Annotated in this window: 22 protein-coding genes; 8 read left to right on the top strand and 14 right to left on the bottom strand. The window is 72.7% G+C overall.

Annotated features, from left to right (window positions below):
- Positions 1-46: 46 nt before the first annotated feature.
- Positions 47-871 (top strand): maleylpyruvate isomerase family mycothiol-dependent enzyme, encoded by an 825-nt coding sequence (locus tag ABZV94_RS01210; RefSeq protein ID WP_356335909.1) that lies wholly within the window; start codon positions 47-49, stop codon positions 869-871.
- Between the two features lie 116 nt (positions 872-987).
- On the opposite strand, the gene ABZV94_RS01205 is transcribed toward ABZV94_RS01210, so the two are convergent.
- Both ABZV94_RS01205 and ABZV94_RS01200 read right to left on the bottom strand, forming a co-directional pair.
- Positions 988-2,298 (bottom strand): MFS transporter, encoded by a 1,311-nt coding sequence (locus ABZV94_RS01205; protein ID WP_356335907.1) that lies wholly within the window; start codon positions 2,296-2,298, stop codon positions 988-990.
- A complete protein-coding gene (locus tag ABZV94_RS01200; protein WP_356335905.1) occupies positions 2,295-2,969 on the bottom strand; it encodes a GntR family transcriptional regulator in 675 nt (224 codons plus the stop codon). The genes ABZV94_RS01205 and ABZV94_RS01200 overlap by 4 nt, the downstream gene beginning before the upstream one ends.
- A 189-nt stretch (positions 2,970-3,158) precedes the next feature.
- Here ABZV94_RS01200 and ABZV94_RS01195 point away from each other — a divergent pair, with 189 nt between their 5' ends.
- The 3 genes from ABZV94_RS01195 (at position 3,159) to ABZV94_RS01185 (ending at position 5,515) form a co-directional block, all read left to right on the top strand.
- Positions 3,159-4,061, top strand: a complete 903-nt coding sequence (locus ABZV94_RS01195) for a D-alanyl-D-alanine carboxypeptidase (RefSeq protein WP_356335903.1) — start codon at positions 3,159-3,161, stop codon at positions 4,059-4,061.
- Positions 4,062-4,160: 99 nt separating this feature from the next.
- A complete protein-coding gene (locus ABZV94_RS01190) occupies positions 4,161-4,508 on the top strand; it encodes a GntR family transcriptional regulator (protein ID WP_356335902.1) in 348 nt (115 codons plus the stop codon).
- Positions 4,505-5,515, top strand: a complete 1,011-nt coding sequence (locus ABZV94_RS01185) for a DUF1648 domain-containing protein (RefSeq protein ID WP_356335900.1) — start codon at positions 4,505-4,507, stop codon at positions 5,513-5,515. The genes ABZV94_RS01190 and ABZV94_RS01185 overlap by 4 nt, the downstream gene beginning before the upstream one ends.
- 144 nt (positions 5,516-5,659) lie before the next feature.
- Here ABZV94_RS01185 and ABZV94_RS01180 read toward each other — a convergent pair whose 3' ends face one another.
- Genes ABZV94_RS01180 through pdhA (ABZV94_RS01170) form a run of 3 tightly spaced genes read right to left on the bottom strand, consistent with a single transcriptional unit; the run spans position 5,660 to position 9,306 of the window.
- Entirely contained in the window at positions 5,660-7,078 is a 1,419-nt protein-coding gene (locus ABZV94_RS01180) for a dihydrolipoamide acetyltransferase family protein (protein WP_356335898.1), read from the bottom strand.
- Between the two features lie 10 nt (positions 7,079-7,088).
- A complete protein-coding gene (locus ABZV94_RS01175) occupies positions 7,089-8,066 on the bottom strand; it encodes an alpha-ketoacid dehydrogenase subunit beta (RefSeq protein ID WP_356335897.1) in 978 nt (325 codons plus the stop codon).
- A 1-nt stretch (position 8,067) separates the two neighbouring features.
- Positions 8,068-9,306 (bottom strand): pyruvate dehydrogenase (acetyl-transferring) E1 component subunit alpha, encoded by a 1,239-nt coding sequence (gene pdhA / locus ABZV94_RS01170; protein ID WP_356335895.1) that lies wholly within the window; start codon positions 9,304-9,306, stop codon positions 8,068-8,070.
- Positions 9,307-9,869: 563 nt separating this feature from the next.
- Between pdhA (ABZV94_RS01170) and ABZV94_RS01165 the strand changes: the two genes are divergently transcribed.
- Positions 9,870-10,886 carry a phosphotransferase gene (locus tag ABZV94_RS01165; protein ID WP_356335893.1) on the top strand — a complete coding sequence of 339 codons (1,017 nt, stop codon included), beginning with the start codon at positions 9,870-9,872 and terminating at the stop codon, positions 10,884-10,886.
- A gap of 90 nt (positions 10,887-10,976) precedes the next feature.
- Here ABZV94_RS01165 and ABZV94_RS01160 read toward each other — a convergent pair whose 3' ends face one another.
- Positions 10,977-12,617 carry a protein kinase gene (locus ABZV94_RS01160; protein ID WP_356335891.1) on the bottom strand — a complete coding sequence of 547 codons (1,641 nt, stop codon included), beginning with the start codon at positions 12,615-12,617 and terminating at the stop codon, positions 10,977-10,979.
- Positions 12,618-12,960: 343 nt separating this feature from the next.
- On the opposite strand from ABZV94_RS01160, the gene ABZV94_RS01155 reads away from it, so the two are divergent.
- Positions 12,961-14,589 carry a protein kinase gene (locus ABZV94_RS01155; protein ID WP_356335889.1) on the top strand — a complete coding sequence of 543 codons (1,629 nt, stop codon included), beginning with the start codon at positions 12,961-12,963 and terminating at the stop codon, positions 14,587-14,589.
- A gap of 82 nt (positions 14,590-14,671) precedes the next feature.
- Here ABZV94_RS01155 and ABZV94_RS01150 read toward each other — a convergent pair whose 3' ends face one another.
- Positions 14,672-15,217, bottom strand: coding sequence for a bacterial proteasome activator family protein (locus ABZV94_RS01150; RefSeq protein ID WP_356335887.1), 546 nt, complete (start codon positions 15,215-15,217; stop codon positions 14,672-14,674).
- A gap of 174 nt (positions 15,218-15,391) precedes the next feature.
- On the opposite strand from ABZV94_RS01150, the gene ABZV94_RS01145 reads away from it, so the two are divergent.
- Positions 15,392-16,222 carry a hypothetical protein gene (locus ABZV94_RS01145; RefSeq protein ID WP_356335885.1) on the top strand — a complete coding sequence of 277 codons (831 nt, stop codon included), beginning with the start codon at positions 15,392-15,394 and terminating at the stop codon, positions 16,220-16,222.
- 22 nt (positions 16,223-16,244) lie between these two features.
- Here ABZV94_RS01145 and ABZV94_RS01140 read toward each other — a convergent pair whose 3' ends face one another.
- Genes ABZV94_RS01140 through pdhA (ABZV94_RS01110) form a run of 7 tightly spaced genes read right to left on the bottom strand, consistent with a single transcriptional unit; the run spans position 16,245 to position 24,261 of the window.
- The gene (locus ABZV94_RS01140) at positions 16,245-17,225 is read right to left on the bottom strand and encodes an NAD(P)H-quinone oxidoreductase (protein ID WP_356335884.1); all 981 of its coding nucleotides are present in this window, start codon (positions 17,223-17,225) and stop codon (positions 16,245-16,247) included.
- A 29-nt stretch (positions 17,226-17,254) separates the two neighbouring features.
- Positions 17,255-18,352 carry a potassium channel family protein gene (locus ABZV94_RS01135; protein WP_356335882.1) on the bottom strand — a complete coding sequence of 366 codons (1,098 nt, stop codon included), beginning with the start codon at positions 18,350-18,352 and terminating at the stop codon, positions 17,255-17,257.
- Positions 18,349-19,734 (bottom strand): molybdopterin molybdotransferase MoeA, encoded by a 1,386-nt coding sequence (locus tag ABZV94_RS01130; RefSeq protein ID WP_356335880.1) that lies wholly within the window; start codon positions 19,732-19,734, stop codon positions 18,349-18,351. Before ABZV94_RS01130 ends, ABZV94_RS01135 begins: the two co-directional genes overlap by 4 nt.
- Positions 19,731-20,660, bottom strand: a complete 930-nt coding sequence (locus tag ABZV94_RS01125; RefSeq protein ID WP_356335878.1) for an NTP transferase domain-containing protein — start codon at positions 20,658-20,660, stop codon at positions 19,731-19,733. Before ABZV94_RS01125 ends, ABZV94_RS01130 begins: the two co-directional genes overlap by 4 nt.
- Before the next feature lie 60 nt (positions 20,661-20,720).
- Positions 20,721-22,085 (bottom strand): dihydrolipoamide acetyltransferase family protein, encoded by a 1,365-nt coding sequence (locus ABZV94_RS01120; RefSeq protein ID WP_356335876.1) that lies wholly within the window; start codon positions 22,083-22,085, stop codon positions 20,721-20,723.
- The gene (locus ABZV94_RS01115) at positions 22,085-23,089 is read right to left on the bottom strand and encodes an alpha-ketoacid dehydrogenase subunit beta (protein WP_356335874.1); all 1,005 of its coding nucleotides are present in this window, start codon (positions 23,087-23,089) and stop codon (positions 22,085-22,087) included. Before ABZV94_RS01115 ends, ABZV94_RS01120 begins: the two co-directional genes overlap by 1 nt.
- On the bottom strand, positions 23,086-24,261 hold the full coding sequence (gene pdhA, locus ABZV94_RS01110) for a pyruvate dehydrogenase (acetyl-transferring) E1 component subunit alpha (RefSeq protein ID WP_356335872.1): 1,176 nt from the start codon (positions 24,259-24,261) through the stop codon (positions 23,086-23,088). Before pdhA (ABZV94_RS01110) ends, ABZV94_RS01115 begins: the two co-directional genes overlap by 4 nt.
- Before the next feature lie 190 nt (positions 24,262-24,451).
- Here pdhA (ABZV94_RS01110) and ABZV94_RS01105 point away from each other — a divergent pair, with 190 nt between their 5' ends.
- A complete protein-coding gene (locus ABZV94_RS01105; protein ID WP_356335963.1) occupies positions 24,452-24,937 on the top strand; it encodes an Lrp/AsnC family transcriptional regulator in 486 nt (161 codons plus the stop codon).
- Positions 24,938-24,939: the final 2 nt, after the last annotated feature.

Genomic DNA, 24,939 nt, shown 5'->3' with positions numbered 1-24,939 from the left:
TGCCGCCACAACCTGCCCGTGTACCGACCGCCGAGGGGTCCGTTCCGTGAGTCTGCATCCCACCCTCCAGCCCTACGCCGACGCCTGGACCCACTCCATCGAAGCGATATCCGAGATGGTGCAGTCGCTCGTCGAGGGCGAGTGGAACCGGCGGACGCCCTGCCCCGGCTGGTCGGTGCGGGACATCGTGTCCCATGTCATCGGCCTGGACTGCGAGATGCTCGGCGACCCGCGCCCCATCCACTCCCTGCCGCGCGACCTCTTCCACGTCACCACCGAGCACCAGCGCTACATGGAGATGCAGGTCGACGTCCGCCGCCACCACACGGCGCCGGAGATGACGGCCGAGCTGGAGTACACGGTCATCCGCCGCAACCGCCAGCTGCGGAACGAGGCCCGGGACCCCGCCACCAAGGTGCGCGGGCCGCTGGGCAAGGAGATCACCCTGGAACAGGCCTACCGGGCCCGGGCGTTCGACGTGTGGGTGCACGAGCAGGACCTGCGCGCCGCCCTCGGCCGCCCCGGCAACCTGGACTCGCCGGGCGCGTACGTCGCCCGGGACGTCCTGCTGGAGGCGCTGCCCAAGGTCGTCGCCCACGACGCGGACGCCCCGCGCAGCTCGGCGATCGTGTTCGACGTGCACGGCCCGGTCGAGTTCCTGCGCACGGTCCGCGTCGACATCCAGGGCCGCGGCACCGTGGAGACCGCCCCCGCCCTCGGCCCCGCGGCCACCCTCACCCTCGACTGGGAGACCTATGTCCGCCTGGCCTGCGGCCGCGTGAGCCCCGAGGCGGTGGCGGACCGGGTGAAGACGGAGGGCGACCAGGACCTGGCGGCGGCCATCCTGCGCCACTTCGCGGTGACGGCGTGACGGTGTGACGGCGTGGCGGTGTGACGGCGTGATGACGTAACGGCGTTACGGCGTCCGGCGTCCGGCCGGCCTCCCGGCCGGCGGGAGACGGACGGGCAGGCGCGAGAACCCGCGGCTCACGCCGCGGGCACGTGCACCGTCTCCACCCGGCTGGCGACCAACCGCTCCCGCTCCCGCCGGGCCGCCCGCCCCCGCAACCGCAGGATCTGACCGATCCCGAGCGCCTGGAGCACGAACACGGCGCTGAACGCCACGGTGTAGTCGTCCCCGGTCGCGTCCAGCAGCACGCCGATCGCGAGGAGCGTCGTCATCGAGGCGACGAAGCCACCCATGTTGGTGATGCCGGACGCCGTGCCCTGTCGCTCGGGCGGGTTGGCCGGCCGGGCGAAGTCGAAGCCGAGCATCGACGCCGGTCCGCACGCGCCGAGCACCGCGCACAGCACCAGCAGCAGCCACATCGGCGCGTGCTCACCGGGATAGGCGAGGGTCGCCGCCCACAGCAGTGCGGTCGCGGCCACCGTGCCCAGCGCCAGCGGCAGCCGCGCGGCGTGGTGCCGGGCGACGATCTGGCCGTAGACCAGGCCGATCACCATGTTGGACAGCACGACGAGCGTGAGCAGCTCGCCAGCCGTGGCGCGGCTGAGGCCCTGCGCCTCCACCAGGAACGGCAGGCCCCACAGCAGCAGGAACACCATCGCCGGGAACTGGGTGGTGAAGTGCACCCACAGGCCCAGGCGGGTGCCCGGCTCCCGCCAGGACGCGGCGATCTGCCGGCGGACGTAAGCCGCGCCCCGGTGCGGGGACGGCTCCGGCTCCTGCCCCTCGGGGTGGTCCTTCAGGAACAGCAGGGTGAGCACGAGGACGACCCCGCCCGCCACCGCGCTGCCGGCGAACGCCGGGGTCCAGCCGATGCCGTGCAGCAGCCGGGACAGGACCAGGGTCGAGACCAGGTTGCCCGCCATGCCGACCAGGCCCGCGAGCTGCGCGACCAGCGGCCCGCGGCGGGCCGGGAACCAGCGGGTGCCGAGCCGCAGCACACTGATGAAGGTCATCGCGTCGCCGCAGCCCAGCAGCGCCCGGGAGGCGAGCGCGGTGCCGTACGAGGGGGAGAAGGCGAAGCCCAGCTGTCCCGCGGTGAAGAGCACCGCCCCGATGCTCAGCACCTTCTTGGTGCCGAGGTGGTCCACGAGCAGGCCGACGGGTATCTGCATGCCCGCGTAGACCAGCAGCTGGAGGATGGAGAACGTGGACAGCGCGGAGGCGCCCACGTGGAAGCGGTCGGCCGCGTCGAGGCCTGCCACGCCCAGGGACGTACGGAAGATGACGGCGACGAAGTAGACGGCCACCCCGATGGACCACACGGCGACGGCCCGGCGTCCGCCGGGCGGGTCACCGGGGAGGGTGGTGTTGCGCCCCGCGAGGCTCATCGGACCTCCCCCCGTGCCAGGTGCGAGAACCAGCCCACGTGCCGGTGCACGACCCCGACGGCCGCCTCCGCGTCGCCGGCGCGCAGCGCGTCCAGGATCTCCTCGTGCTCGGCGAGCGTCTTGGCGATCCGGTCGGGGTGGGAGTGCATGACGGCGACGCCCATCCGCAGCTGCCGGTCGCGCAGCTGGTCGTAGAGCCGGGAGAGGATCTCGTTGCCCCCGCTGCGGACGATCTCGGCGTGGAAGCACCGGTCGGTCACCGCGGCGGCGGCCAGATCACCGGCCGCGGCCTGCGCCTTCTGCTGTTCCAGCAGCTCGGCCAGCCGCTCCAGCAGCCCCGGGGGCGCGGGTACGGCCTTGCGGGCCGCGTGCTCCTCGACCAGCAGCCGGGTCTCCACCACGTCGGCGATCTCCTGCGCGGAGACCGGCAGGACCAGGGCGCCCTTCTTCGGGTAGAGCCGGATGAGGCCCTCGACCTCCAGCCGCAGCAGCGCCTCCCGGACGGGCGTGCGCGAGACGCCGACCGCCTCGGCCAGCTCACCCTCGGTGAGCAGGGTGCCACCCTCGTAGCGGCGGTCGAGCACACCCTGCTTGACGTGGGCGTACACGCGGTCGGCGGCGGGTGGCGGCTTGAGGGACTGCGGGGCGGACTGCTCGACGGCCGTGTTCATGTCCACAGCATAGATACAACACGTACGCAAGGGCAGGACCGTCCATCATGCGGACGTGACGAACGTCTCTCGCAGCGGCCGCGCAACCTTCTGTGCTACTTACGTGTCACACCTACGCGGCCCCCTCCCGCTTGCCACCTCAACTCGGCCGCATTCCAGGGGCATTCAAGACATTCGAGGTATATCACTTTGATTACCGGCATCAAGGGCATCCGCCTCCGCAGAGCAACTGCCGTCGCCGTCACCTCCGGCGCGCTGCTCGCGACCGGTGCCCTCACCGCAGCGCCCGCTCAGGCCGTCACCGCGCCGTCGATCGTGGCCAAGGGCGGGTTCGTGATGAACAACGCCAACGCCAAGACGCTGTACGGGAAGGCGGCGGACACCAAGCGCTCCACCGGCTCCACCACCAAGATCATGACGGCCAAGGTCGTGCTCGCGCAGCCGAACCTGAACCTGGATGCCAAGGTCACGATCCAGAAGGCGTACAGCGACTACGTCGTCAAGAACAACGCCTCCCAGGCCCACCTGATCGTCGGCGACAAGGTGACCGTGCGTCAGCTGCTGTACGGCCTGATGCTGCCGTCCGGCTGCGACGCCGCCTACGCGCTGGCCGACAAGTTCGGCTCCGGCTCCACGCGGGCCGCGCGGGTGAAGTCCTTCATCGGCAAGATGAACACCGCCGCCAAGAACCTGGGCCTGAAGAACACCCACTTCGACTCGTTCGACGGCATCGGCAACGGCTCCAACTACTCGACGCCGCGCGACCTGACGAAGATCGCCAGCAGCGCGATGAAGAGCTCCACGTTCCGCACGATCGTCAAGACGAAGTCGTACACCGCCAAGACGATCACCAAGACGGGCAGCACCCGCACGATGAACCCGTGGAAGAACACCAACGGGCTCCTCAGCAGCTACAGCGGCACCATCGGCGTGAAGACCGGTTCCGGCCCGGAGGCCAAGTACTGCCTGGTCTTCGCCGCGACCCGGAACGGCAAGACCGTCATCGGCACCGTCCTCGCCTCCTCCTCCATCGCCCAGCGCGAGACGGACGCGAAGAAGCTCCTCAACTACGGCTTCGCCAAGCTCGGCTGACGACCCTTCCGGTCACAGGGCCCGTCGCGGACAGCGACGGGCCCTCTTTGCTGCGCGTAGTGTCACGATGGCACGCATGGTGCTAGCGTCATTAGCACCATGTTGCTGCGTCTGGACAAGACCGACACCCGTCCTCTGCACGAGCAGGTCGCCGCGGCGATCCGGCGGGCCATCGCCGAGGGCGAGTGCCGCGCCGGCGACCGGCTGCCCTCGGCCCGCGATCTCTCCACGGCCCTCGACATCAACGTCAACACCGTCCTGCGCGGACTGCGCGAGCTGCGGGACGAGGGCCTGCTGGAATTCCGCCGGGGCCGGGGCATCACGGTCGCCGAGGGCGCGGCCCGGCGCTCCGGCTTGCAGCTCCGGGTGCGGGAACTGGTGGCGGAGGCGTCCCGGCTGGGCTACAGCCGCACCGATCTCATCGACATGATCCGGGGGTTGGCGTGACGGGCACGACCGGCATGACGGGGAAAGGCAGCGGGCGCGCGCCCCGCGACCGTGCGGCGCGCTGGTGGCTCATCGGCTCGGCAGCGGCCGTCACGGCCGTGCTCGCCGGCCTGCCCTGGGCCGCGTACGGCCGGCTCCCGGACCGCCTGGCGACCCACTGGGTCGGCGTCGCCCCCGACGACTCGATGCCCCTGTGGGCGGCGTCCCTCTTCCCGGCGTGCGTCTGGCTCGTGATCACCCTCGCGGTGAGCGTGCGATGGCGCCGCTCCTGGCCGGCCGTACGGCCCTGGCGGGCGCTGACGCTGGCGCCCACGGCGACGCTGCTCGTCGGCGCACAGGTCTGCGTGGTCCGCGCGAACCTGGACCGGGCGGACTGGCACGACGCCCGCCTCCCGTTCCTCGACGTCGCGGTGTCCCTGGCCGCGGCAGCGATCGTCGGCGCGCTGACCTGGCGGTTCACCAGCCGCCCCACCGCGTTGCCGGCCACCGCGCCCCCCGAACTGGAGCTGCCCGAGGGCGAACGGCTGGTGTGGTTCTCCCGTGTGGCCAACCCTTGGCTGCAACTGCTGGCGGCGGTGGCGGGCCTGATCGCCGTCGGCTCGGTGGTGGCGCTGGCCGTCGGCCTGGCGAGCCCCGCCGGACTGTGGCCGGTGTGCGTGGCCTGCGCCGCGGTCTCCGTCAGCGGCGCGGCGTTCTCCTCGGTCCAGGCGAAGGTGTCGGAGGCGGGACTTCAGGTGTCGTTCGGCCCGCTCGGCTGGCCCGCCCGCCGCTGGGCCCCGGTGGCCATCGAGTCCGCCCGCGCCGAGCGACGACTGCCGTCCCAGGTCGGCGGCTGGGGCTACCGCCTCAGCGGCCTCGGTACGACGGTCATGCTCCGCGCCGGCGACTGCCTGGTCGTACGTCCCCGGGGACGCCGTACCGACTTCGCGGTGAGCGCGGACGACGCCGAACGGGGCGCGGCCTTGCTCAACGCCCTGCGGCTCGCTTCCGAGCCAGGGGCCCGGTGACGGGGAGGCCGCACTCCCACGGCTGGGCCGGCCGTTCCCTCACATGGACGGACGTTCAGCCGGGGCGGGGAGCGGGGGCGGCCGCACGCGGACGCTGCGGCCGCCCCCTCGATGCCTCCGACGCCACCGTCCGGAGACGGGCTTTCACGCCCAGGTGATCAACCTCTTCGGCTGCTCCAGGATCGCCGCGACGTCCGCGAGCACCTTCGAGCCCAGCTCGCCGTCCACCAGGCGGTGGTCGAAGCTCAGGGCGAGCGTTGTGACCTGACGCGGCTTCACCTTGCCCTTGTGGACCCACGGCTGGAGCTTGATCGCGCCGACCGCGAGGATCGCCGACTCGCCCGGGTTGAGGATCGGGGTGCCCGTGTCGACGCCGAAGACGCCGACGTTGGTGATGGTCACCGTGCCGCCCTGCATCGCCGCGGGGGAGGTCTTGCCCTCGCGGGCCGTGGACACCAGCTGGCCCAGCGCCTGCGCCAGCTGCGGGAGCGTCTTGTCCTGCGCGTCCTTGATGTTCGGGACGATCAGGCCGCGCGGGGTGGCCGCGGCGATGCCCAGGTTGACGTAGTGCTTGCGCACGATCTCCTGGTTCGCCTCGTCCCAGGACGCGTTGATGTCCGGGTTGCGCTTGATGGCGACCAGCAGGGCCTTGGCGATCAGCAGGAGCGGGTTGACCCGCAGGCCCTGCATCTCCTTGTCCTGCTTCAGCTCCTCGACCAGCTTCATCGTGCGGGTCACGTCCACCGTCACGAACTCGGTGACGTGCGGCGCGGTGAACGCCGAGCCGACCATCGCCTGCGCGGTGGCCTTGCGGACGCCCTTGACCGGGATGCGGGTCTCGCGCGCGGTGTCGTACGACGACGCCACGGGAGCCGGGACCGCGGGGGCCGCCGGGGCCGCCGCGACCGGGGCCGTGGGCTCGGCCGTCGGGGGCGTGGCCGCCGCGTGGACGTCCTCACGGGTGATGATGCCGTCCGGGCCGGACGGGATGATCGCGGCCAGGTCGACGCCCAGGTCCTTGGCCAGCTTGCGCACCGGCGGCTTGGCCAGCGGGCGGGGCCTCTCCGCGACCGCGCCGCCGTGGCCGTTCAGCTCCGCCTGGACCGCCTGCGCCGGCGCCGGGACGGTGGCCTCGGTCCCCTTGCGCGGACGGCGCCTGGTGGAGGACGTCGCCACGCCGTAGCCGACGAGGACCGGCTGGCGGCCCTGCGGCTTCGGCTCGTCCTTCGGCTGGGCCGGCGCGGCCTGCGGCGCCGCGGGTGCCGCCGCCGACTGCTCGGCGGGCTCCTGGGGCGCGGCGCCGCCGGCCAGGGCCACCGCGATGATGGGCGTGCCCACGTCCACCGTGGTGCCCTCGGGGAAGTGCAGTTCGCGGACCACGCCGTCGTAGGGGATGGGCAGTTCGACGGCCGCCTTCGCCGTCTCCACCTCGCAGACCACCTGGCCGTCCGTCACCGTGTCGCCCGGCTTGACGTACCACTTGAGGATCTCGGCCTCGGTGAGCCCCTCGCCCACGTCGGGCATCTTGAACTCGCGTACGGACGCTTCCGTCATCGTCGTCACGACCCTCTCCTCAGTACGCCAGCGAGCGGTCGACGGCGTCGAGCACACGGTCCAGGTCCGGCAGGTACTCCTCCTCCAGGCGCGCCGGCGGGTACGGGGCGTGGTAGCCGCCGACCCGCAGGACCGGTGCCTCCAGGTGGTAGAAGCAGCGCTCGGTGATCCGCGCGGCGATCTCCGCGCCGGAGCCGAAGAACACCGGTGCCTCGTGCACCACGACCAGGCGGCGGGTCTTCTCCACCGAGGCCTGGACGGAGTCGAAGTCGAGGGGGCTGACCGAACGCAGGTCCAGGACCTCCAGGGACTTGCCCTCCTCGGCCGCCGCGTCCGCCACTTCCTGGCACAGCTTCACCATGGGGCCGTAGGCCGCCAGGGTCAGGTCGGTGCCCTCGCGGACCACGCGCGCCTTGTGCAGCGGGGCGGGGATCGCCTCGAAGTCGACCTCGGCCTTGTCCCAGTAGCGCCGCTTGGGCTCGAAGTAGATCACCGGGTCGTCGCTCTGGATGGCCTGCTGCATCATCCAGTACGCGTCCGACGCGTTCGACGGGGAGACGATCTTCAGGCCGGCCACGTGCGCGAACAGCGCTTCCGGCGACTCCGAGTGGTGCTCGACCGCGCCGATGCCGCCGCCGTAGGGGATGCGGACGACGACCGGCAGCTTGACCTTGCCCAGCGAGCGGGCGTGCATCTTGGCGAGCTGGGTGACGATCTGGTCGTAGGCCGGGAAGACGAAGCCGTCGAACTGGATCTCCACCACCGGCCGGTAGCCGCGCAGGGCCAGGCCGATGGCGGTGCCGACGATGCCGGACTCGGCGAGCGGGGTGTCGATGACCCGGCTGTCGCCGAAGTCCTTCTGGAGTCCGTCCGTCACCCGGAAGACGCCGCCGAGCTTGCCGACGTCCTCGCCCATGATCAGCACCTTGGGGTCGGTGTCCAGGGCACGGCGCAGCGACTCGTTGATGGCCTTGGCCATCGCCATCTTCTCGGCCATCTCAGTGACCCCCTTCATCGGCGAACGACGCCTGGTAGGCGGCGAACTGGGCGCGCTCCTCGTCGACGAGCGCGTGCCCGTCCGCGTACACGTTCTCGAAGATGGCGAAGTGGTCCGGGTCGGGCATGGCGCGGACCGCTTCGCGCACTCGTCTGCCCAACGCCTCGGACTCGGTCTCGAGTTCCGCGAAGAATCCCTCGTCCGCGTGGTGTGACGCCTCCAGGTACCGGCGGAGGCGCAGGATCGGGTCCTTGGCCTCCCAGGCCAGCCGCTCCTCGTCGCCCCGGTAGCGGGTGGGGTCGTCGGAGGTGGTGTGGGCGCCCATGCGGTAGGTGTAGGCCTCGACCAGGGTGGGGCCCTCGCCGTTGCGGGCGCGCTCCAGCGCCCACTTGGTGACCGCGAGGCAGGCCAGGACGTCGTTGCCGTCGACCCGGACACCGGGGAAGCCGTAGCCCTGCGCGCGCTGGTAGAGCGGGACGCGGGTCTGGCGCTCGGTCGGCTCGGAGATCGCCCACTGGTTGTTCTGGCAGAAGAACACCACGGGGGCGTTGTAGACCGCGGAGAAGGTGAACGATTCGGCGACGTCACCCTGGCTGGAGGCGCCGTCGCCGAAGTAGGCGATGACCGCCGAGTCCGCGCCGTCCTTGGCCACGCCCATCGCGTAGCCGGTGGCGTGCAGCGTCTGGGAGCCGATGACGATCGTGTACAGGTGGAAGTTGTTGCTGTTCGGGTCCCAGCCGCCGTTGTTCACGCCCCGGAACATGCCGAGCAGGTTGGTCGGGTCGACGCCGCGGCACCAGGCGACGCCGTGCTCGCGGTAGGTCGGGAAGACGTAGTCGTCCTCGCGGGTGGCCCGGCCGGAACCGATCTGGGCGGCCTCCTGACCCAGCAGGGAGGCCCACAGGCCCAGTTCGCCCTGGCGCTGCAGGGCGGTGGCCTCGGCGTCGAAGCGGCGGGTGAGCACCATGTCGCGGTACAGGCCGCGCAGCTCTTCGGGGGTGATGCCGGCGACGTAGGCGTCGTACTCGGCGTTCTTGACCCGCTTACCCTCGGGCGTCAGCAGCTGGACGAGCTCCGGCTCGGTGCTCTTCTTGACGGTGCTGCGGGTGGTACGGGTGGTGCGCTTGGTGCCGGTGGCCCCGGTCGCGGCGCCGGTGGTGCCGGTCTTGCCGCCGGTGGTGCCGGCCTTGCCTGCGGCGGTGCGTCGCGGCTTGCGCGCGGCACTGCTCTCCACGGTCACGTGTGCTCCTCCGTCGTTCCGGCCCCCGGGGTTGCCGGTAGGCCAGTGCGGCTCACCTGTTTCGACCACCGGGCACGGGGTGGGTGCCACTCGGCCGGGAACAGGCGTGACAGGTGCCCCGGCGAGCGCCCTGCAACCATCACGTTACCCAGTGCCCCACATTTCTGTGAAACCCCGTTTGACCTGCGATTTTGCTTGGATTTCCAAGTAAATCGAGGTGGTGTGAAAGCGCGCTGGTCACAGCCTTGCGGCAGTCCGGAGCACCCGCACGTTATCCCGCGCACCCAGGTCACGGGAAGAGTTTCATGTGAGACCGGCCTCGCACACGAAAGCGGAAAAGTCCCGCTATTTCTACTGCATACGGATGAGGGCTTCGGCCGTGCGCGGAGGAAGCCGGGGGCCGCACCGGGGGGGAGCCCTCGCCAGGGCTCCCCACACCGACAGAAAAGCCCATCTCGTGACCGAAAGCGACCACCGGCGACTGACTGTGACAAGCCCCAGCTCACAGGGTCCGCGCGTGCCCTAGCATCTGGCGCGTGCCGCGCTCATGTGTACCACCCCCCGTGCCCCACGCACTCCCCCTGGGCGCCCTGCTCCGCCTGTACGCCGCCGGCACCGCCCTCACCTGTGAGCCGGTCGACCAGGGCCTGCTCAACCGCGGCTACCGGCTGTGCACCACGAGCGGCCGTTACTTCCTCAAGCACCATTTCGACCCGGACACCGCCGACCCGGCCGCCATCGAACGCCGGCACCTGGCCACCCAGCGCCTCGCCGACCTCGGCGTCCCGGTCGCCGTACCGCTCGCGCACCGCGGGGGCCGCACCGTCGCCGTCGTCGGAGGCCACGCCTACGCCCTGCACCCCTGGATCGACGGCAGGCACCGGCACGGCGGCCAGCTCACCCGCGGGGAGAGCGGGCGCCTGGGGGCGCTGCTGGGCGCCGTGCACGCCTGCCTGGAACGCGTGATGCCCCCCAAAGGGCGCACGCGCCCGGCGACGAGCCCCCACCCGGTGGAGAGCGCGGACCCGGCCGACACCTTCGCCCTCATCGACGACCTGCTCGCCCATGTGCACCGCCACCGCCCCGCCGACGCCTTCGACGAACTCGCCCGGCACCGGCTGCTGGAACGCCGCGCGCTCCTGGAACAGCACGCGGACCGGCGCCCGCCGCGCGGGGGTTCGGTGGGCTGGGTGCACGGCGACTTCCACCCGTTCAACCTGCTCTACAAGGACGACGCCCCGGCCGCCATCGTGGACTGGGACCGGCTCGGTGTGCAGCCGCGCGCGGAAGAGGCCGTACGCGCCGCCGTGATCTTCTTCGTGGCGCCCGGGGGAACCCTGGACCTGTCGAAAGTGCGTGCCTACGCGCGCGCGTACCGGCGCGCGGCCGGCGCCACGCCCTCCGAGCTGGCGGCGGCCGTGCACCGGGTGTGGTGGGAACGGCTGAACGACTTCTGGATGCTGCGCTGGCACTACGAGCGCGGCGACACGCGCGCGGACACCCAGTTCCCGGCCGCGTCGGCCCTCGCGGTGTGGTGGACCCGCGAGTACGACGCGGTGTGCGACGCGTTCGTGCAATAGGCGCCGGGCCCGGAGTCCCCGACGGACGAGCAGCCCCGTGCGGGCGGTGTCACCTCAGGGGGACGCCGTCCCGGCCACCGTGGGTGTCCTTCAACCGGTGGTCGTACCGGTGCTGCCGTCCGTCGTGGTGCCCGCGTCCGTGCCGCCGACGTCACCGGTGCCCGCGTCCGTGCCGCCGGCGTCACCGGTGCCGGCATCCGTGCCACCGGTGTCACCGGTGCCCGCGTCCGTGCCGCCGTTCGTCGGGTCCGTCGGCTGCGACTGCGAGGTCTGCGGCTGCGACGGCTCGGTGCTCGGGGTGGAACTGGCCGTCTTCGACGGGGTGTACGACGGCGTGGTCGCCGGCGGCCAGCCGGAGCCGGTGCCCGTGCCGGAGCCGGTGCCCGTCTCGGGGTCCGAGGGGCCCTGGTCGGTCTTGTCGTCGGACGGGGTCGGGGTGGGCGACTCGTGCTTGGTGCTCTTGGAGTGCGTCTTCGTCGGCTGGACGTCGGTGTCGTCGCCGCCGCTGCCGCCCGCGCCCTTCACCGCCAGCGCCACGCCCGCCGCGATCGCGATGACCGCGAACACGGCGAGGAGCCACAGCTTGCCGCGCCCGCCGCCCTTGTTGCCGTGCCCCTCGAAGCCGCCGTCGTCACCGCTGCCGTAGCCCGCGGGCAGGACCGGCTGCGGGATCTGCGCGGTGCCCGAGGCGTCCGCCGGGTGCGGCATGACGGCCGTCCCGGCGAAGCCGCCCGCCGGGGTCTGCCGGCCGTCGTGCGTCTCCACCGGCCCGGTGTTCCAGGTGCCGGTGTGCCCGCCCTGGTCGTAGAGCATCTGCAGCCCGTACTGGACGAGCCCGCGCATCTCCTCGGCCGTCTGGAACCGGTCGTCGGGCTCCTTGGCGAGGGAGCGCATGACCAGGCCGTCCAGCTCCGGCGGGCAGGCCCCGTCGGACACCTGCGACGGCGGCACCGGCATGTCCTGGACGTGCTGGTAGACCACCGACAGCGGGGTCTCGCCGGTGAAGGGGGGCCGCAGCGCGAGGAGTTCGTACAGCAGGCAGCCGGTGGCGTACAGGTCGGAGCGGTGGTCGACGGCCTTGCCGAGCGCCTGCTCCGGGGAGAGGTACTGCGGGGTGCCCATGACCATGCCGGTCTGCGTCATCGTCGTCGACGCGCCGTGCAGGGCGCGGGCGATGCCGAAGTCCATCACCTTGACGGCACCGCTGTGCGTGATGATCACGTTCGCGGGCTTGATGTCCCGGTGGACGATGCCGTGCTGATGCGAGTAGGCGAGCGCCTCCAGCACGCCGGAGACGATGATCAGGGCCTGCTCGGGGCCCGGCGCCTCGGCGTTCATCAGCAGGTCGCGGATGGTGCGGCCCTCGACCAGCTCCATGACGATGTACGGCACGGACTGGCCGCCCACCGTGTCCTCGCCGGAGTCGTACACGGCGACGATCGCGTGGTGGTTGAGGCCGGCGACCGACTGTGCCTCGCGGGTGAAACGGGCCTTGGAGACCGGGTCCTCGGCCAGGTCCGCGCGGAGCAGCTTGACCGCGACCGTCCGGCCCAGACGGACGTCCTCGGCCGCGAACACCTCGGCCATGCCGCCCCGGCCCAGCCGGTGCGTGAGCCGGTAGCGGCCGTCGCCGACGAGCCCGCCGTTGCCCCACATCTCCGGCGCGTCTGACATGCCGCCGCCAGTCGCCTCGGGGTCGGACGGGCCCTGAGAGCGCTGCGTCTGTGCCATCAGTCCTCGCCGTCGTTTCTGCCCGCGGTGCGCGCGGTGTTGTTACGGTCTCCGTCCGCCACGCTACAGCCTCCGCGGGGGCCACCGGTTCGGAACGGCAACCGGGACCGACCCGAGACGGACCGGTCATGAAACCTCTAGCACGCGCTGTCGTGCAAATTCCGTGGGCCGGTCGTACGCCCGCTGTAACGCTTGCGCGACGCTTCTTGCGCGTACGGTCACGGAACGGGCACCGCGCTTGACGTGTCAGGGCCCTCGGGCAGACTTGGCCGGGAATGACACATTCGATCAAGGCCTGTTCGCCGGCTGACGGCGCCGCACGGCCGGTGGGGGACGCGGAGAGATGAGCCAGGACGGCGCACACGGCCGGTACGCGGGGCAGGCGCTGGCCGGGGGCCGCTACCAGCTGCGCGACTTGCTGGGCGAGGGCGGCATGGCCTCCGTGCACCTCGCGTACGACGCCGTCCTGGACCGCCCGGTCGCCATCAAGACGCTCCACACCGAACTCGGCCGGGAACAGGCGTTCCGCGAGCGCTTCCGCCGCGAGGCGCAGGCCGTGGCCAAGCTCACGCACACCAACATCGTCTCCGTCTTCGACACGGGCGAGGACGAGTTGAACGGCATGGCGACCCCGTACATCGTCATGGAGTACGTCGAGGGCCGGCCGCTGGGCTCGGTTCTTCAGGAGGACATCCGGCAGTACGGCGCGATGCCCGCCGACAAGGCCCTGAAGGTCACCGCCGACGTGCTCGCGGCCCTGGAGATCAGCCACGAGAAGGGGCTGGTGCACCGCGACATCAAGCCGGGCAACGTGATGGTGACCAAGCGGGGCGTGGTCAAGGTCATGGACTTCGGCATCGCCCGCGCCATGCAGTCCGGCGTCACCTCCATGACCCAGACCGGCATGGTCGTCGGCACCCCGCAGTACCTCTCGCCCGAGCAGGCCCTCGGCCGCGGCGTGGACGCCCGCTCCGACCTGTACTCGGTCGGCATCATGCTGTTCCAGCTGGTCACCGGGCGGCTGCCGTTCGACGCGGACTCGCCGCTGGCCATCGCCTACGCGCATGTGCAGGAGGAGCCGGTGGCGCCCTCCTCGGTCAACCGCGCGCTGCCGCCCGCCGTGGACGCGCTGGTCGCCCGCGCGCTCAAGAAGAACCCGAACGAGCGCTTCCCGACCGCCGAGTCCATGCGCGACGAGTGCCTGCGGGTCGCGGCCTCCGTCCAGCCGGCCCCGCCGAGCATCGTGCCGGGCGCCGGTCCGACGCAGAGCGGCTCGGGTGTCGGCTCCGCGGTGTTCCCGCCGGTCGACCAGGCGACCCCGGCGCCGCACGGACAGGTGCAGACGCCGTACCAGCCGGCTCCGGCACCGGTCCCGAACCCGTACGGCCGGCCGGCGCCCGCCCCGGGCTACGGCTATCCGCAGCAGGGCGGCTACCAGACGGCCCCCGTGGGCTACGGCACGGCTCCGACCCCGCCGCCGTACACGATGGCGCCCCAGCAGGCCGCGGGACCCGGCGGCGGCCGGAACAGGCGGCCGGTGGTCGTCGGCTCGGTCGCGGTGGCGGCCGTCGTGGCCGTAGGCCTGGCCGTCGCGCTCACGCTGAGGCACACCGGCGAGGACACCGAGGGCGGCAGCGGCGGATCGAGCGCCTCGGCGTCCGCGTCCCACCAGGCGGGCTACCGCGGCCCGGACCCCACCCGGCGGATCGACAAGACCAAGTGCACCGATCCGCAGGAGTCCTACAGCGACCCGGACAAGATCGAGCTGCCCGACTTCCGGTACAAGGACATCGGCTCCGTGAAGCAATGCCTCCAGGCCGCCGGCTGGAAGTGGAACATCAAGCACCAGGATGACAACACCTGGGGCGAGGGGACGGTCCTCAACCAGTTCCCCGCCCAGGGCACCGACGTCGACCAGGACGAGGTGGGCACCATCGAGCTGAGCGTGTCGACGGGCAACCCGCCGCAGTGAGCCGCCCGGCGGTTCGGCGTGACAGGCCGGGCCCGGCGGTCGCCCGCCGGGCCCTTGGTGTGTACGCCCGAATCCGGAGTGCTTACAGGTAGGGGCCGCCCGAGCGGCCGCCGGTGTGGTGGTCGTCGCCGCCCTCGTGGCCGGCCACGCCCGGCGGGAGCGCGCGGCGCATCTGCTCCAGCTGGGCCCGGGCGGCCATCTGCTGGGCGAACAGCGTCGTCTGGATCCCGTGGAAGAGGCCCTCCAGCCAGCCCACCAACTGCGCCTGCGCGATCCGCAGTTCCGCGTCGCTCGGAGTGGCGTCGTCGGTGAACGGCAGGGAGAGCCGTTCCAGTTCCTCGACCAGCTCGGGGGCCAGGCCGTCCTCCAGCTCCTTCACCGAGCTGGCGTGGATCTCCTTGAGCCGCACCCGGCTGGCCTCGTCGAGGGGAGCCGCCCGCACCTCCTCCAGCAGCTGCTTGATCATGCTGCCGATCCGCATGACCTTGGCCGGCTGTTCCACCTGCTCCGTCACCGGGGTCTCACGGGAGTCCTCGTGCCCGTCGCCACCGCCGAGCGCCATCCCGTCCTGACCCACGACAAGGATCTGGGGGTTCCCCGGCGACCGTTCGTTCCTCGGCATCTCCATGCCGCCATTCTCTCGCACGCCACCACCTCATCACCGTGGTGCCCCCTTGTGGGGCTGATCCACCGTTTAGACCCGACGGCCCAATCCGGAATGCCGTCCTTGGCATCGAATGTGAGGCTTGTTCCCGTCGGTTTTCCATCGGTCACGGCACCTGGGCCCCGGGAGGTCACCGACGTGACTGCACGCCCACGACTCACGCTGCGCTGTCTCCGGCTGCTCGTCGTCCTCACGGCGACGGCCCTGCCGGCGCACGGCACCGCCGTCGCGTACGGCGCCCCGTCCGTCCTCGCCGCTGAGCCGGACACCGCCCGCCCCTCCACCACCGGGCACCGGGCGCAGACCGGCACGCGGCAGGGAATCAGGCAGGGCGCGGCCCCGGAGCACGCGCCTCCTCTGACGGCCGTCCCGGAGCACGCGCCCCCCGAGGGCACGGCTCCCGAGCACGCCGCCCCGGACCGCGGCCGCCCGGACCAGGGCCCCCCGCAGGAGGCTTCCCCGGAGGAAGCGTCCTCGGACGAGTCGTCCCCGGACGAGACACCCTCGGAGGACGAGTCGTCCCCGGACGAGACACCCTCGAAGGACGCGTCCGCCGCCGTCCCGGTGCCGTCCGACTCCGCCTCGGCGTCGCTCCACCCCTCTCGTCCCCTCGCCTCCGTCGAGCCGTCCCGGGCGGGCAGCCGGGCCGGCGAGGGCCGGATGCGGCCGGGGCGGCCGGACGGGCCCGAGATCGAGGACCAGGACGACGACGACCCGCCTCCCGCCACCCCCGCCGCCCAGCCGGAGGAGCCGGAGACCGCGGAGGTGCCGAGCGTCTCCCCGTCACCCCTGGAGACCGGCCCGGACCCCACCGGATCCCCGCAGGGGCCCGCCGCCGAGCAGGCGGCCCAGCAGGCCGGGGCGCCCACGGAGCCGGTCTCGCGGGTCCTCCCGCTCGGCAGCGGCCTGGTCCTCGTCGGTCTCGGCCTGGGGCTGGCCCTCCTCGGCCTGAGACTCCGCAAGAGCTGACCGCCCCGGACCGCCCACGTCACTACGGCGCGACCAGCAGCACCTTGCCGACGTGACCGCTCGCCTCCACCAGCCGGTGCGCCTCGGCCGCCTCCGGCATCGGCAGCTCCCGGTCCACGACCGGGCGGACGTGCCCGCCGGCGAGCAACGGCCACACGTGCTCGCGTACGGCGGCGACGATGGCCGCCTTCTCCTCCAGCGGACGGGCGCGCAGCGAGGTCGCGCTGATCGCGGCCCGCTTGCTGAGCAGCGTGCCGATGTTCAGCTCGCCCTTCACACCGCCCTGCATGCCGATGATCGCGAGGCGTCCGTTGACGGCGAGCGCCTGGACGTTGCGGTCCAGGTACTTCGCGCCCATGTTGTCGAGGATGACGTCGGCGCCCGCGCCGTCGGTGGCCTGCTTGATCTCGGCGACGAAGTCCTGCTCGCGGTAGTTGATCAGGACGTCCGCGCCCAGTTCGGCGCAGCGGTCGAGCTTCTCCTTCGTCCCGGCGGTCACCGCGACCTTGGCGCCGACGGCCTTGGCGAGCTGGATCGCCATGGTGCCGATGCCGCTGGAGCCGCCGTGCACCAGCAGGGTCTCGCCCGGACGCAGATGGGCGACCATGAACACGTTGGACCAGACCGTGCAGACGACCTCGGGCAGTGCGGCGGCGCGCGTGAGCTCCACGCCCTCGGGCGCGGGCAGCAGCTGCCCGGCCGGTACGGCGACCTTCTCGGCGTAGCCGCCGCCCGCGAGCAGCGCGCACACCTGGTCGCCGACGGCCCAGCCGGAGACGCCGGGGCCGAGCGCGGCGATCCTGCCGGAGCACTCCAGGCCGGGGTAGGGGGAGGCGCCGGGCGGCGGGTTGTAGAAGCCCTGGCGCTGCAGGATGTCGGCGCGGTTGACAGCGCTGGCCGCCACCTCGACCAGCACCTCGCCCTCACCGGGCACCGGGTCGGGGACCTCGTCCCACACCAGCGCCTCGGGACCACCAGGTTCGGGAATCGTGATCGCATGCATGCCGGTGACGCTACTCCCCCAGGGATCGGTCATCCGGGTGGCAGGGGGCGGATGTCCGGGGTGACGCGGGTCTCGGGGGTGGCACGGACGATGGTGATGAGCCGGTCCGTCAGCTGGAGGGTGCCGACGGACGGATCGTCGTAGCCGAGCACCCGGTGCCCGCGGACGACGCTCACCACCAGGTCGTCCGTCTCGCGTGGCGTCTTGCCGACCTCGCCACGGATCACCGGCCGTTCGACGAGGTCCAGCCCGCTGCCCTGCTGGATCAGGTCCTCCATGACCATGCCGGCCGCGGGGCTGAGCACGGACAGGCCGAGCAGGCGGCCGGCCGCACCGGAGCTGGTGATGACGGCGTCGGCGCCGGACTGCCTGAGCAGCGGGGCGTTCTCCTCCTCACGGACCGCGGCCACGATCTTGGCGGTGCGGTTGAGCTGGCGGGCGGTCAGCGTGACGAGGACGGAGGTGTCGTCACGCTGTGGGGCGACGATGATCTGCCGGGCCTTGTGCACCTCGGCCCGTTTGAGCACGTCACTGCGGGTGGCGTCGCCTATGACGCCTGCGTAGCCCTCGGCGGTGGCCGCGTCGATCGCCTTGGAGCTGGGGTCGACCACGACCACCTGCTCCTTCTTCAGCCCGGTGACGCAGACGGTCTTGATGGCCGACCGTCCCTTCGTGCCGAAGCCGACGACGACGGTGTGGTCGCGCAAGGTGGACCTCCAGCGGTTCAGGCGCCATTCCTCACGGGTGCGTTCGGTGAGGACCTCCAGCGTGGTGCCGACCAGGATGATCAGGAACAGCACGCGCAGGGGCGTGATGACGAGGATGTTGGTGAGCCGGGCGCTGTCGCTGACCGGGGTGATGTCGCCGTATCCGGTGGTGGAGAGGGTGACGGTCGCGTAGTAGAACGCGTCGAGCAGGTCGACGGGGCCGTCGGAGCTGTCGCGGTAGCCCTCGCGGTCGGCGTAGACGACCAGCGCGGTGGCGACCAGCACCACCAGGGCCATGACGAGCCGCTTGACGACCTGGCGGATCGGACGCTCCACCACTTTTCTCGGGAGTTTCACCCGATGGGTCACCAGATGTTCGCCCGCTTGGCGGGCGATGGCGTCATGGCCCGGAAGTTTCACGTGAAACACACCCCGATTCCGGCGCTCGCCCATGGCAGGTCCAGCAGCTCGGCCTCCTCGCCCTGTAAGGCCCCACCCGGCGGTACGACGGCCAGCGCGTCGGCGGCGGCGATGCCCCGCAGCATGGCCGGACCGTTGTAGTGCAGCGGCATGGCGTGGTCACCGCGCAGCACCACGGGGATGAGCCGGGTGTCGTGCGGGTGCCCGTGCACCGCTTCCCTGAGCGGCAGCGTGTACGGCTCGGGGGCGGGGCGGGCGGCGAGGGTCCGTAGCAGCGGTTCGGCGAGGGTGAGCAGCCCGGAGACGGCCGCGAGGGGGTTGCCGGGCAGGCCGACGAGGTGCTGCTGGTCCTTGGTGCGGGCCAGGAGCATGGGATGGCCGGGGCGCACCTTGACGCCGTCGACGAGGAGTTCGGCGCCAACGCGTTCCAGGACGGGGTGGACGTGGTCGACGGGACCGGCCGCGGTACCGCCCGTGGTGATGATCAGGTCGGCGGTGGAGCGGGTGACCGCCTTCTGCAGGGCCTTGGCGTCGTCACCGATCCGGCGTACGGCGATGACGTCGGCACCGAGCGCGCGCAGCCAGGACGGCAGCATGGGGCCCAGGGCGTCCCGGATCAGCCCGTCGTGCGGCAGACCCTCGGTGAGCAACTCGTCGCCCAGGACGAGGACTTCGGCGCGGGGACGCGGCACGACGGTGACCGTGTCGTAGCCGGCCGCCGCGGCGAGGCCGAGGACGGCGGGGGTGACCAGGGTGCCGACCGGCAGCAACTGGTCGCCGCTGCGGCATTCCTGGCCGCGCGGGCGGATGTCCTGGCCGTGGAGCATGTCGCGGGTGGTGTGCAGACGGCCCTGGGCGTCGATCCGGCCGTGTTCGGTACGCAGGACGGCGGTGGTGTCGGCGGGGATGCGGGCGCCGGTGGCGATGCGCACCGCCTCGCCGTCGGTGAGCGGGTCGGGCTGCGCGTGCCCGGCGAGCACGCCCTCCTCGCGCACCTGCCAGGGTCCGGGCCCGGCGACCGCCCAGCCGTCCATCGCCGAGGTGTCGAAGGAGGGCAGGTCGGTGAGGGCGTCGAGGGGCGCGGCCAGGGCCAGCCCGAGGGCGTCGCCGAGCGGCACGGAGACGGGGGCGCGGCGGGCGCGGGAACGCCCGGCGCGCGCGGCGGTCTCCCGGGCCTGGGGCCAGGGAGTGGCCCGGTGCCGTCCTGCGGGCCGTCCACCGGGCGACCGGTCGGCCGGGACGGACGCCTGGCCCGCGCCGTCGTCGGCGCTGTCGTCCCTTGGCTCCCTGCGGGCATCCCTCACGAGCGCCAGAGCCTCCTCGACGTCGAGGTCGTCGGTGTCTTCGGCGGGTGCCTCGGACCGGGTGCCGGGGGCGGTCATCCGGCGTCCGGGGCGCTCGGGCCCCCGCTCCTGGCGTCCGTGCCGCCCCCACCGTTCTCTTCCTCCCAGCGCAGCGCCAGCGCGGCGGCCCTGCGCGCGGCCTCGGCGACGGCCTCGGGGCCGCCCTTGCCCTGGGCGGCGGCGTAACCGACGAGGAAGGTGGTCAGCGGGGCGGCGGGCCGGGCCACACCGTGCGCTGCGTCGCGGGCCAGATCGAGGAGGACGCCGGTGTCGACGTCCAGTTCGATGCCCAACTCGTCCTTGACTGCGGAGATCCATTCATCCAACACGGATCCATGCTCCCTGATGCGTGCCCTGGCCGTCGCGATGTCGTCCCAGGTGTCGCAGTCGAAGGAGGCGAGCGCGTCCGGGACACGGGTGAGGCGGAGGGCACCGGTCAGCCGGCGCAGGGGCAGCCCGGTGAGGCCGCCGTGCGTGGCGGCGAGGGCGCCCAGCTCGCGGCGCAGGGCGGCGGTGCGGTAGGCGGCGACAAGCGGCTGGTCGCGGCCGTCGGCGTCGGTGAGCAGCGCGCCGTCGGCCCCGGTGTCCTGCAGGGCGCTCAACAGGCGCCACAGCGTGGGCCGGCCGAGAAAGGGCAGGTCTGCGGAGAGGACGACGGTGTGCGCGGCGGTGGTGAGCCGCAGGCCGGCCTCCAGCGCGGCGACCGGTCCACCGCCGGGCGGCTCCTCGCGCGCCCAGCGCACCGGGCGGACGGTGGGCCGGGGCGCGGCCACGACGACGGTCGTCCCGGCGTCCGCACAGGCCCCGAGCACCCGGTCGAGCAGCGCGCGGCCACCGACCCGGAGCCCCGGCTTATCGGCCCCGCCGAGCCGCCGGGCGGCACCGCCGGCCAGCACGACGGCGTCGTACGGCGCGGGAGCCCGGGGGGTGCGGGTCCCGGGAGCGGCGGGGGCGGTGTCGGTCACCCTCCGAGTATGTCCTGCTGGTTCCTCCTTCCGAACCCGTGTCTCACGGGAAGCCCGTTCTCACAGGGTGCGCAGCAGCACCGCCGGCTGTTCCACGCAGTCCGCGACGTACCGCAGGAAGCCGCCCGCCGTACCGCCGTCGCACACCCGGTGGTCGAAGGTGAGCGAGAGCTGGACGACCTGGCGGACGGCCAGTTCGCCCTCGTGCACCCACGGCTTGGGGACGATGCGGCCGACGCCGAGCATGGCCGCCTCGGGGTGGTTGATGATCGGGGTGGAGCCGTCGACGCCGAAGACGCCGTAGTTGTTCAGCGTGAAGGTCCCGCCGGTGAGTTCCCCGGGGGTGAGCGTCCCGGTGCGGGCGGCCTCGGTGAGCCGGGCGAACTCGGCGGTCAGCGACTCCGCGTCGCGCGCGTGGGCGTCCCGCACGACGGGCACGACGAGGCCGCGCTCCGTCTGTGCGGCGAACCCGAGGTGGACCTGGTCGAGCCGGACGACCTCGCGGGCCTCGGTGTCGACGAAGGAGTTCAGCTCGGGGAACCGGGCGAGTCCGGCCGTGCAGATGCGGGCGAGCAGCGCCAGGAGGGAGATCTTCGGGCCTCCGGCCGCGTTCATCGCGGCACGCGCGCGCATGAGTTCCGTCGCGTCGGCGTCGACCCAGCAGGTGGCGTCCGGGATCTCCCGGCGGCTGCGGGAGAGCTTGTCGGCGACGGCACCGCGCACGCCCTTGAGCGGGATCCGGGTCCCGCCGCCCTGGGCCGCGGGTGCCGCGGTGGTCCGTGCGACCGGCTCCTCGGCCGTGCGGGCCGGTGCGGTCTCGGCCCGCAGCGCGTTCTCGACGTCCGCGCGCAGGATGAGCCCGTCCGGTCCCGACCCGGCCAACTGCCGCAGATCGACGCCGTTGTCCCGGGCCAGCCTGCGCACGAGGGGCGAGATCACGGGGACCGGCCCCTCGGCGTGCGTGGCGGGCGCGGCGGTGGGCGTGGCGGGTGCGGCGGCGGGTGCCTGCTCCACCGCCGGTGCGGCCGCACGCGCGGGGGTGTGGGCGTCGCCCGGGCGCCGGACGCCCTGTCCGTCGACCGCACCCGTACCCGCCCGGACCCGGCGCCGGCGTGCCGCCGGGGCCTGGGTGCCGTAGCCCACCAGGACGTTGCCGGAGCCCTCCGGTTCCGGTTCCGGTCCGCCCACGGCCACCGTCAGCAGCGGGGCGCCGACGGGCAGTTCGGTGCCCTCCTCTCCGTAGCGGGCGGTGACCACGCCGCCGTACGGGCAGGGCACCTCGACCATCGCCTTGGCCGTCTCGACCTCGACCACCGGCTGGTCGACGGCGACCACGTCACCGACCTGGACCAGCCAGCGGACGATCTCCGCCTCGGTGAGCCCTTCGCCGAGGTCGGGCAGCTTGAACTCCAGCACCTGAGCCATCAGCCCTCGGCCTCCCACTGCAGCCGGGCCACGGCGTCCAGGATGCGGTCGACGCCGGGCAGGTGGTGCCGCTCCAGCATGGGCGGCGGGTACGGGATGTCGAACCCGGCCACGCGCAGCACCGGCGCCTCCAGGTGGTGGAAACAGCGCTCGGTGACGCGGGCCGCGATCTCGCCGCCCGGTCCGCCGAATCCGGTGGACTCGTGGACGACGACGGCACGGCCGGTGCGCCGGACGGACGCGCAGACCGTCTCGTCGTCGAACGGCACCAGGGAGCGCAGGTCGACGACCTCCAGGTCCCAGCCCTCGGCCTGGGCGGCCTCGGCGGCCTCCAGGCAGACCGGCAGCGACGGGCCGTAGGTGATGAGCGTGGCGCTGCGGCCGGTCCGGCGGACCACGGCCCGGCCGATGGGCTCCACGTCCGTCGGCTGCTCAGGGTTCCAGCTGTCCTTCGACCAGTACAGCCGCTTGGGCTCCAGGAAGACGACCGGGTCGTCGGAGGCGATGGCCTGGCGCAGCAGGCCGTAGGCGTCGGCGACGGTGGCGGGGGTGACGACATGGAGGCCGGGCGTCGCCATGTAGTAGGCCTCGGAGGAGTCGCTGTGGTGCTCGACGCCGCCGATGCCGCCGCCGTAGGGGATGCGGACGGTGAGGGGCAGGGGCATCCTGCCGCGCGTGCGGTTGCGCATCCGGGAGACATGGCTGACCAGCTGCTCGAACGCCGGGTAGGCGAAGGCGTCGAACTGCATCTCCACCACGGGCCGGAGGCCGTACATCGCCATGCCGACGGCGGTGCCGAGGATGCCGGCCTCGGCGAGGGGGGTGTCGGTGCAGCGGTCCTCGCCGAACTCCTTGGCCAGCCCGTCGGTGACGCGGAAGACCCCGCCGAGGGTGCCGACGTCCTCGCCCATGACGTGCACGGTCGGGTCGGCGGCCATCGCGTCGCGCATCGCGCGCGTGAGGGCCTGCGCCATGGTGGCGGGCTTGACGGCGACGGTGGTCATCGGGCGCCGCCTTCCCGGGCGCCGGGCTCGCCGTGCTGCTCCTGCTCGGCCTCCAGCTCGGCCTCCAGCTCGGCCCGCAGCAGGGCGCGCTGTTCGCGCAGTTGGGCGGTGGTCTCGGCGTAGACGTGGTCGAAGAGGTCCATGCAGTCGAGTTCGGGGTCCTGGTTCATGCGTTCCCGCAAGGCTGCGGCCATCGTCTCGGCGTCCTGGCGGGCCGCCTCGATGCCGGCGTCGTCCAGCAGCCCGCGTGTGGTCAGTTCGCGTTCCAGCAGCTCGATGGGGTCGTGGGCGCGCCAGGCCGCGACCTCCGCGTCGCCCCGGTAGCGGGTGGCGTCGTCGGCGTTGGTGTGGGCGTCGACGCGGTACGTCACCGCTTCCACCAGGGTGGGGCCGCCGCCCGCGCGCGCGTGCCGCACGGCGTCGCTGAGGACCTCGTGCACGGCGGCGGCGTCGTTGCCGTCGACCAGCCGGCCCGGCATGCCGTACCCGACGGCCTTGTGGGCCAGGGAGGGTGCGGCGGTCTGCTTGGCGAGCGGGACGGAGATGGCGAAGCCGTTGTTCTGGACCAGGAAGACGACGGGTGCCTGCCAGACGGCGGCGAAGTTCAGTGCCTCGTGGAAGTCGCCCTCGCTGGTGCCGCCGTCGCCGACCATGGCCAGCGCGACCACGTCGTCGCCCTTGAGGCGGGCGGCGTGCGCGAGGCCGACGGCGTGGGGCAGCTGGGTGGCGAGCGGGGTGCTGAGGGGGGCCACCCGGTGGGCGTAGGGGTCGTAGCCGGTGTGCCAGTCACCGCGCAGCAGGGTGAGCGCCTCGACGGGGTCCACACCCCGGGCGACGACGGCGAGCGTGTCGCGGTAGCTGGGGAAGAGCCAGTCGCGCTCCTCCAGCGCCAGGGCGGCGGCGATCTCGCAGGCCTCCTGGCCGGTGCTGGACGGGTAGACGGCGAGCCGGCCCTGCTTGGTCAGCGCGGTGGCCTGCGTGTTGTACCGGCGCCCGCGCACCAGCTGGGCGTACAGCCGGCGCAGCAGGCCGGGGTCGGCCTTGCCGGCCGCCTCCGTTCCGAGGACGCGGTAGGGCTCGGCGTCGGGCAGCAGCGGCGCGGGGTCCATACGGGGCTGCCAGGCGGGCGGCGGCGATGGCCGGTACGCGCCCCGCTGCTCCAGAACCGTCATGACGGCACCTCCTCGTGGGAGTGGCTACGGGAGGCGTGTCGCCTGTGACCCGCCTCACCAACCGATTGTTCGGTCGTCGGCACATTTTGGCTACAGGTGCCTCCAGGCTGTGGACAAACGGTTCTCCACAGCCTGGAATGACCGCAGGACGTCCACGGCGAGGAAGCGGGAGGACATGGGAGCTGAACAAATGGCCGCCGGGCCGCAGGACGGCGCCGCGCTGCCGCCGCCGCGCCCGCTGGACGCCATCGACCAGGACATCCTGAAGATCCTCCAGGCGGACGGCCGGGCCTCGATACGGTCGGTGGCCGAGCGCGTGCACGTCTCGCGCGCCAACGCCTACGCGCGCATCAACCGGCTCGTCGAGGACGGCGTGATCCGGGGCTTCAGCGCCCGCGTGGACCATGAGCGGGCAGGTCACGGCACATCGGCGTACATCACGCTGAAGATCGTCCAGAACAGCTGGCGCACGGTCCGCGAGCAGCTCAGGCAGCTGCCCGGCGCCTCCCACATCGCTCTGGTGGGCGGCGACTTCGATGTGCTGCTGCTGGTGCACACGCCCGACAACCGGGCGCTGCGCGAACTGGTGCTGACCCGGCTCCAGGCGATCCCCGAGGTGCTCAGCACGCGCACCCTGCTGGTGTTCGAGGAGGAGGACCTGGAGCCGGACGGCTGAGG

The sequence above is a fragment of the Streptomyces sp. NPDC004658 genome, assembly GCF_040609555.1.
GTDB lineage: Bacteria > Actinomycetota > Actinomycetes > Streptomycetales > Streptomycetaceae > Streptomyces.
This window is presented reverse-complemented; position numbering and strand designations above follow the sequence as displayed.